Origin of the sequence: Coleofasciculus sp. G3-WIS-01 (assembly GCF_040223135.1) — a bacterium.
Classification (GTDB): Bacteria; Cyanobacteriota; Cyanobacteriia; order Cyanobacteriales; family Coleofasciculaceae; genus Coleofasciculus.
The window spans coordinates 1-7,491 of sequence record NZ_JAVJZI010000134.1 but is presented as its reverse complement, the minus strand read 5'-3'; the positions used below and the strand labels follow the sequence as shown (position 1 = coordinate 7,491).

11 protein-coding genes are annotated in these 7,491 nt (G+C 45.3%); 6 read left to right on the top strand and 5 right to left on the bottom strand.

Features of this window, described 5'->3' with window-relative positions; all coding sequences use genetic code 11:
• Positions 1-43 precede the first annotated feature (43 nt).
• Entirely contained in the window at positions 44-571 is a 528-nt protein-coding gene (locus RIM23_RS13385; RefSeq protein WP_446367750.1) for a hypothetical protein, read from the bottom strand.
• A complete protein-coding gene (locus tag RIM23_RS13380; protein ID WP_446367748.1) occupies positions 556-1,164 on the bottom strand; it encodes a hypothetical protein in 609 nt (202 codons plus the stop codon). Before RIM23_RS13380 ends, RIM23_RS13385 begins: the two co-directional genes overlap by 16 nt.
• A 351-nt stretch (positions 1,165-1,515) precedes the next feature.
• On the opposite strand from RIM23_RS13380, the gene RIM23_RS13375 reads away from it, so the two are divergent.
• Both RIM23_RS13375 and RIM23_RS13370 read left to right on the top strand, forming a co-directional pair.
• Entirely contained in the window at positions 1,516-2,208 is a 693-nt protein-coding gene (locus RIM23_RS13375; RefSeq protein ID WP_446367747.1) for a hypothetical protein, read from the top strand.
• A 226-nt stretch (positions 2,209-2,434) separates the two neighbouring features.
• On the top strand, positions 2,435-2,863 hold the full coding sequence (locus RIM23_RS13370) for an aminoacyl-histidine dipeptidase (protein ID WP_446367746.1): 429 nt from the start codon (positions 2,435-2,437) through the stop codon (positions 2,861-2,863).
• Positions 2,864-2,975: 112 nt separating this feature from the next.
• Here RIM23_RS13370 and RIM23_RS13365 read toward each other — a convergent pair whose 3' ends face one another.
• The 3 genes from RIM23_RS13365 to RIM23_RS13355 are packed head-to-tail and all read right to left on the bottom strand — an operon-like array spanning position 2,976 to position 5,489.
• Positions 2,976-3,557, bottom strand: coding sequence for an alpha-ketoglutarate-dependent dioxygenase AlkB family protein (locus RIM23_RS13365; protein WP_446367745.1), 582 nt, complete (start codon positions 3,555-3,557; stop codon positions 2,976-2,978).
• A 19-nt stretch (positions 3,558-3,576) separates the two neighbouring features.
• The gene (locus tag RIM23_RS13360) at positions 3,577-4,125 is read right to left on the bottom strand and encodes an alpha/beta fold hydrolase (RefSeq protein WP_446367744.1); all 549 of its coding nucleotides are present in this window, start codon (positions 4,123-4,125) and stop codon (positions 3,577-3,579) included.
• Positions 4,126-4,130: 5 nt separating this feature from the next.
• Positions 4,131-5,489, bottom strand: coding sequence for a TrpB-like pyridoxal phosphate-dependent enzyme (locus RIM23_RS13355; RefSeq protein ID WP_446367743.1), 1,359 nt, complete (start codon positions 5,487-5,489; stop codon positions 4,131-4,133).
• Positions 5,490-5,812: 323 nt separating this feature from the next.
• On the opposite strand from RIM23_RS13355, the gene RIM23_RS13350 reads away from it, so the two are divergent.
• Genes RIM23_RS13350 through RIM23_RS13335 form a run of 4 tightly spaced genes read left to right on the top strand, consistent with a single transcriptional unit; the run spans position 5,813 to position 6,958 of the window.
• Positions 5,813-6,229: a XisH family protein gene (locus RIM23_RS13350; protein WP_446367742.1), complete on the top strand. Its 417-nt coding sequence runs from the start codon at positions 5,813-5,815 to the stop codon at positions 6,227-6,229.
• The gene (locus tag RIM23_RS13345; RefSeq protein ID WP_446367741.1) at positions 6,217-6,552 is read left to right on the top strand and encodes a XisI protein; all 336 of its coding nucleotides are present in this window, start codon (positions 6,217-6,219) and stop codon (positions 6,550-6,552) included. The genes RIM23_RS13350 and RIM23_RS13345 overlap by 13 nt, the downstream gene beginning before the upstream one ends.
• Positions 6,553-6,595: 43 nt before the next feature.
• Positions 6,596-6,715: an element excision factor XisH family protein gene (locus tag RIM23_RS13340; RefSeq protein WP_446367749.1), complete on the top strand. Its 120-nt coding sequence runs from the start codon at positions 6,596-6,598 to the stop codon at positions 6,713-6,715.
• Positions 6,716-6,730: 15 nt separating this feature from the next.
• Positions 6,731-6,958, top strand: a complete 228-nt coding sequence (locus RIM23_RS13335) for a hypothetical protein (protein WP_446367740.1) — start codon at positions 6,731-6,733, stop codon at positions 6,956-6,958.
• The last annotated feature ends 533 nt before the right edge of the window (positions 6,959-7,491 follow it).

Genomic DNA, 7,491 nt, shown 5'->3' with positions numbered 1-7,491 from the left:
GCACTTAACGCACTCAATCAGGAGACATCCTTTAAGCGTAGTCTCAGGCAAAAAAGCTTTCCATGCGGCGATGAATAATGACTATATGATTACTGTTCTCAACTCCTTTTGTCAAGCTTAATTGAGATGCTCTCACCCTGGATTCAAGAGAGTCTTCCTCTGCTTTCTTGATACCTTTGCGGATAGTTTCACGCTTGTTTTTTAGCGTATCTGTCAACTGTTGATAACTTTGGTCTTGTTCTGTCACCCATTTGTAAGGATGCTCAATTGCGTCTACTGTAGAACCGAGTAGAGTTTGTGATCGCCTAATTACCCCATGCTCAACCAGAGATATGCGAATTGAGTCAAGAAAATTTTGTATCCTGCTTGCCTTGAAAAGCTTGTCTTTACGCTCTTTATGCGATGGTTCGCGGGACATCTGCGCTGCAAGGAGCATCACAGGAATAATATCAAAGTAGTCATTAGCATAATGCTGTTTAGCGTAGCGACGGATGCGTTTTATGTGTCCACCAAGACCACTTTTACCATCCATAGCAAGCAGTTTGTCGGGGTCTTTTAAGAAATAATCCAACCATCGAGAATCACGCACAACCCCTGGCAAGCTCGAACCAATGAAGCTTGAAGCGAGTCGTCCTCTTGACCTCCAAGCCAAGGGTTTTGACTACAAAACGATGCTACCATCTTTTGCACAGCTTCGCGATTGGGCATTGGGGTAGTCAATACTGGAATCAAAGGCTGCAAGTTCATCGGCAACTGAATGTAGTTTTCCAGCATTACCCAAAACTGACGAGTGGCAGACCAAGATGAGTGATAATAGGCATTTGCCAGTTGGAACGCACGGGTGTAGCTAACCTGACCAGATTCATCAAAATCTAACACCCCCTCAAGAATATAAATCCCCTCCCTCCCGCTTTCTAATAGGAATTGAAGCACGTCTGAGTCTAAGTACAAGTCGGTGTTTTGTAGAATGCACTTACCGTCTTTACTGACGACTTCCTGTAAGCAGCCATAGCCAGGGTTCCAGAACAGAACTGGCATTTGGAGTTCTTGCCCCCATCTGTAAAACTGTGTCAACACCCGGGTTCGGTCGGTTGTGTAATATTCCAGTCCAACAATAGGAGTGCCTTTATTTGCCAATCTTAACCAATCATCGATGGTACGCATAAGTTCACCGTTAGAAAATACTCAAAGCTACTCTTTCTATTCACCTAGCACGGGTTACACTTGCCATCAACCAACAGTTAAACAACAGTCAAGCCTATCTCTAGTTCTTAAGAATGAGTTAACCTATTTAGCTAATCCACACAACTACTTATTTCGGTCGAGTACGAAGCAATACTCACCTACTTATTCCTACAAGTGTTTTGATTCCTCCCGACTTTAATCGGAGCTGACTCGTTATCAAATGCATGAAAACTACAAAACTCATCAAAGCTATAAAGAGTAGAAATTGTAAACTTTGATAGCGCCTAACGGCGCAAATAGCCAGTAAGTAGTTTAATTTAATCAAGCTTCATGGCAACTACAACAACTAAAAACAACTCACGCTCATCCAATGGAGCGAGAACTTCTAATGGCAAAAGCAACGGTGCTGCTAAGTCAAAAAATCCAGCAACAGCGACCCAATCTCAGGTCAGCCGACGCTCGACAATGACTGTCGAAGAGCAAGCTGATGAACTTCTAGCTCGTGTCCGAACCACTATCCTGAAAAAGTTTGGAGTCAAGATTCAACTCCGTGAAAAACGTCTCCAAACCAAAATAGGTCACGCCACCAAAGAAAAAATAGGCTTGGATATTGCCGCACAGTTGAAAAAACGTGGCAAGACAATGAACTGGCAACGTTGGAATAACCAAGTGTTCCCTGCCTTATTCGGACAACCTGATGCCCTACGTCACAATATCGAAGTCATAGCCCTGGTTATGGCAAAATTGTACGACGTTTTCGAGCTTGATCCGCAAGAAGCAATTAAAGATCTCGTCAAATTTAATCAGGAATCACTTGCCAAGCGTAATAGCTATAGCAAACAAGATGAATCTGACGACGAAGATGATTTTGACGATCTAGAGGATGAGCTTGATACCGATGAAGAAGAGGAATCCGAAGACGACTTGGACGAGGAACTTGAAGATGACTTCGATACCGAGGAAGAAGATGATTCCGACGCTGAGGATGAAGTGGATTCTGATGAGGAGGAAGAATTAGAATAATCTTTGGCAACTCCTTAACTTCAGAATTTCTTTTCAGGCTTCTCTCTTCATAACTTTTGCATTCAACTTTGCTCCGCTTAGGAAAAGCGGAGTAATTTTTTCTAATTTCAGAAAAACTAAGGCATCAATTTTGTGTTAATAGATAAAGCCAACAAGAAACAGAATTTCAAAAGGCAGCGATTGCTGCTGTGTATATGAACAGACCTGAATTAAGGAAAACTGAAAAATGACTACAGCTAACAAACTTCGTAAAACGAATACAGCCAAAACTACCAATTCTCAAAAGACTCGCGTTAAAGCGCTCGACAAGTGCATCAGCTACAACGAGAAACTGCGTTTGATGGTACTAGAAGTCTTAAGGGAAGAATCGGGACGAGAGTTGGCTAACGAAGCTCGTTTTAACGACACTGAATTCGATTGGGAAGCGCACAACACTCAGTTTCGCGCTGATTACAGCGAAACGCCTCTGAAGGAATTAATGCGTGCCGCTCGCACCCTGTATGGATTAACCGACATGGATGCAATCCGGGAGCGCCGCGCCAAGCATCGGGGTATCCGCAACGAACGGATTGCCCGCCAAAACAGTGGAACTGCTCCAAGTTTACACTATTTGGACGAAGATGTTGATGATGATGAGATTGACGATTTCGAGTAAATTGCAATAGCAACGAATCGTAAGCAAAGATTGCCCGTTAAGGGCTACCTCCTCACTGCCTTAATGCCAGCAGTGGGGAAGTTTTTTTATCGGCTAAATCCGCTGCTTTTTGTTAATTTAAAATAGCTCTAAAGGTCAAATTAATTCGGGGAGGAACCGGACGTTTAGTTTTAGGAATTTGATGCTGCCAATAGTGCTGCATTGTGCCTTGCATCAATAAGAAACTACCAAAAGTTAACTCCAATTGATGCTTTAATCCTTTCTCGGCTCGGTGCCGCAGCATGAACCGCCGTGTTCCGCCTAAACTCAGAGAACCAATAACTGGATTTTGTCCCAACTCAGGTTCATCATCGCTGTGCCACCCCATACTGTCGTTGCCATCTCGGTAAAGATTGAGCAGTACACTGTTGAATACCACACCCGAAACCGCTTCAGCCTTTGCCTTGAGGTCAAGTATTGTAGGCGTCCAGGGAGAGGTGTGCATCGTGATGCCAGAGTAAGTATAGGATATACCGGGATCGCCATGCCAAGCCGTCAGCCTGGGTTGAGGCATGGAACGCCCGTAAATCGCAATCCAATCCTGTCGCCAATCAATGGTTCGAGTTAGTTCAGTGAAAAAGCGATCGCTTTCCTGTCCCTCTAGCAGAGACGGGTAGAACACAATATCCGCATCAGGTAGTTGGAGAGTGAGCATAATACAAACAAATAGGCGATTAATTTCCGATGCGTCGGGCAAATGTCAGCAAATGCGCGGCAACAGATTGAGGTTGGTCAAAGTGAGGCACATGACTAGCTTTGAGAATCCAAATCAGTTGACTGCCTGAAATTGCCTGTTTAAACTTGGTTGCATCGTCCGTCCCCAATACATCATCGGCTTCTCCCCACAAAATCAGGGTGGGATGTTGAACCTGAGCGATGCGATCGCCCAAATTAGCATAACCTCCACTTTTGGTGAAGGACGCGATCGCTGCTTTCCATCCTGGCATCTCCTGATGCAGCAGAGAACAACGCAGTGCATCAATCAGCGTTGGGTCAATTATTGGGAACGCTAAAGCAGCAGTGAGGGCAGCCTGTTTGCGGAAGTGTAGCCAATTCGCCCCCAATTCAATCAAGGGATGCGGCAGAAATTGCCCAACTGGAAAGCTGCCAGAGAAGCCAACAGAGTCAATCAAGACGAGCGATAGCGAAGCGCTGCTGCGCTTCGCTATCGCCTCTTTGTCTTGAATATCAACAACTGAGGGCGGTAGAAAATCAGCTTTCATTCGCTTTAACCGACAACAGGTAATCCTGCCAGAGCCATCGCTACTTCCTCTGCACTGTACTCAGTATCGACTAGTTTTCCTGCCTGATAGTCCATGTACGCCTGCATATCAAAGTGCCCATGCCCGCAAAGGTTAAACAAAATCACCTTGCTCTCTCCAGACTCTTTGCATTTTAATGCCTCATCAATCGCTCCCTTAACGGCATGGTTGGCTTCTGGAGCCGGAAGGATACCTTCTACACGAGCAAAGGTCAATCCTGCTGCGAAACAACCTAACTGATATTCGGAGCGGGGTTGTGCGAGTCCCAGGTTAACCAGATGGCTAACCAACGGAGCCATCCCGTGATAACGTAGACCACCCGCATGAATGCCTTCCGGTACAAATGTGCTTCCCAAGGTATGCATCTTGACTAACGGAGTCAGATGTGCTGTATCGCCGAAATCATAGGCGTACTTGCCACGAGTTAGAGTTGGACAGGCGGCGGGTTCCACGGCAATAATCTCAATATCTCGCTCACCGCGTAGCTTTGCGCCCAGAAACGGAAAGACGATTCCGGCAAAGTTGCTGCCCCCACCTGTACAACCCACGACAATATCTGGATAATCTCCTGCCATTTCTAGCTGTGCCAAGGCTTCTTGTCCAATCACCGTTTGGTGCAGCAAAACATGGTTGAGGACACTGCCCAAAGCGTACTTGCTCTCCTCATCTTGGGCGGCAACTTCTACCGCTTCACTGATAGCGATGCCCAGGCTACCTGTGCTGTTGGGATACGCTGCTAGAACTGAGCGCCCTGCATGGGTTTCTTCACTGGGACTGGCAACGACTCTGGCTCCATACATTTCCATCAACGCTCGACGGTAAGGCTTTTGGTTATAGCTGACTTTTACCATATAGACCAGCACTTCCAGCCCAAACAGTGCCCCGGCAAACGCGAGTGAGGAACCCCACTGTCCGGCTCCGGTTTCCGTGGTCAGTCGCTTTACGCCTGCTTGCTTGTTATAGTACGCCTGAGCAACAGCAGTATTCGGTTTGTGGCTTCCGGCAGGGCTAACGCCTTCGTATTTGTAGTAAATCTTGGCAGGGGTATCGAGGGCTTTCTCCAGTCGGCGTGCGCGATAAAGCGGGGTAGGTCGCCATTGACGGTAGATGGACTGCACCTCATCAGGAATCTCTATCCAACGAGACTGGCTGACTTCCTGTTCAATCAGACTCATGGGAAAGAGGGGAGCCAGGTCATCGGGAGTAATGGGTTGCCCGGTGCGGGGATGGAGAACGAGGGGTAGAGGCGTGGACAAATCCGCCTGAATATTATACCAGGCAGTGGGCAAAAGGTCTTCCGACAGGAGGTATTTGATGGTGTCCATTCGGGGTTGTAGAGAAAGTAGCGGCAGTTTGCGTTGAGACTTCTATTGTCGCTGGTTGCGCGAAGGGGACGCTATGCGATACTTGATGTGCGTCTGCTCTCGCGATCGCGCCTCTGGCATAAATCCTTAGACTGTGAAAGAAAGTCTCCTTTCATCCTGGAGTGTGAGCGATATGCTCATGGCAGTCTCTTGCATAAATCCTGGAATGTCTCCTAAATCACCGAATTGGAGCATTGGATCTGCGAGTTCTGAGGTTGAATTTTGGAGTAAAAGCAGAAGTAATAAAATATAGTTAACCACAATCAGGATGAAGAGCATCCACGATGGCTAAAGATGTTTTCCATCAACAGGTTAAAAATGCCTTAATCAAAGACGGATGGAATATCACCCATGACCCTCTCACAATTCGCATCAGTGAAGCAGTCAAATTACAAATTGACTTGGCGGCTGAAACTACAATCGCAGCAGAACGAGACTCAGAAAAAATTGCTGTAGAAATTAAAAGCTTTGTTGGGGACTCAGACATTAGTGCATTTCATACTGCCTTGGGGCAATATCTTAACTATTGCCAAGCACTTGAAGAACAAGAACCAGACCGAATTGTTTACTTAGCTATTCCCTTGGAAACCTATCAGAATTTTTTTCAGCTTCCTTTCATCCAACGCTCTCTTAGGCGCTACCAAGTCAAGCTGATAATTTACGATCCTAAATTGGAGGAGATTAAGCAATGGATAAGCTAGAACAATACCGACAATTTGTCAAGCAGATTTTGACCGAACACGCCCAAATTTCTACCACTACTGATACGGTAAAAGCCGAGTTAATATTTGATAGCGAACATGACCATTATCAACTCGCTTATGTAGGTTGGCAAGGAGATAAGCGGGTATTTGGCCCTGTGATGCACTTTGATATTCAAGACGGCAAAATTTGGATTCAATATAATGGTACCGAAGACTCTGTTGCCGAAAGGTTAGTTGAAATGGGTGTACCCACTTCAGATATTGTTCTGGGTTTTCATTCCGCTTTTAAACGCCAATTTACTCGTTATGCAGTTGGTTAAAGGTACAGAAGATTATACTTTGGTATAGGGTGGCGATCGCACTATAGGTGTTTATGAAGCTTTTTTCAAACGTGAATTTGCCCAAATATCTGTCGAGAGATATCAAATTAAACAAATTATTTACGATCCAATTCAAGAGGTAATTGTTCAATGGATTTCCTAGAGTCTTAGCGCCAGATTGTTCGGACGCGAACTGGAAGCTCAAGCCCGTTTTAGCAATGGTGAAGTTGAATTCGACTGGAAAGAACATAATGCTCAGTTCCGAATTGATTATGCCAACGCTACCCTAAAAGAGCTTTTGGACTATGCCCGCGAACTATACGGGTTGAACGACATTGATGCAGTACGCGAACGACGCGCCAAGCATAAAGCACAAATCCGCGCACGCCTCGAACGCAATCAGTAAGAATTACCTGCCCCTTAACGGGGTAACTTCCCTGACTTAAAACGTTAGGGAAATTTTTTCACCCACCCCCCACCCTTCTCTTGAAGGCTTTTTGATGCGCGTCAATTCTTATTGAGCGGATAAATACCGATTTTAATGCTAGTGAAACAGAAGTGAAAAGAGGTCAACACAGCATTACTATTCCTTCTTCTCCCTATTATTTCCTATTTATTCCTACGTTCGGGTTAATTTTTTAACCCAGATTTTGAATAATTATTGCTTTTGGAGGAATTTTTTGCACATCTGTCCCTACTCATCTTTGTCTCTTTTCAGGAGCAAGCCATGTCAAATGTACATACAAAAATGGGTCTTCCGTACTTAGTGTGCTAAACTGTTAGGATAATGCCACAAAACTAACCAAGTGTCTTTTATTTTGATGGAGACGACGGCTCGTATGACCACAACGGGGGCATTTCGCTGTTTTCTTTTGTACCCGAACAGAGACAATTAATGTTTCTTCAGCATCTTGGATATTTTCTGCTATAACTCCCGGC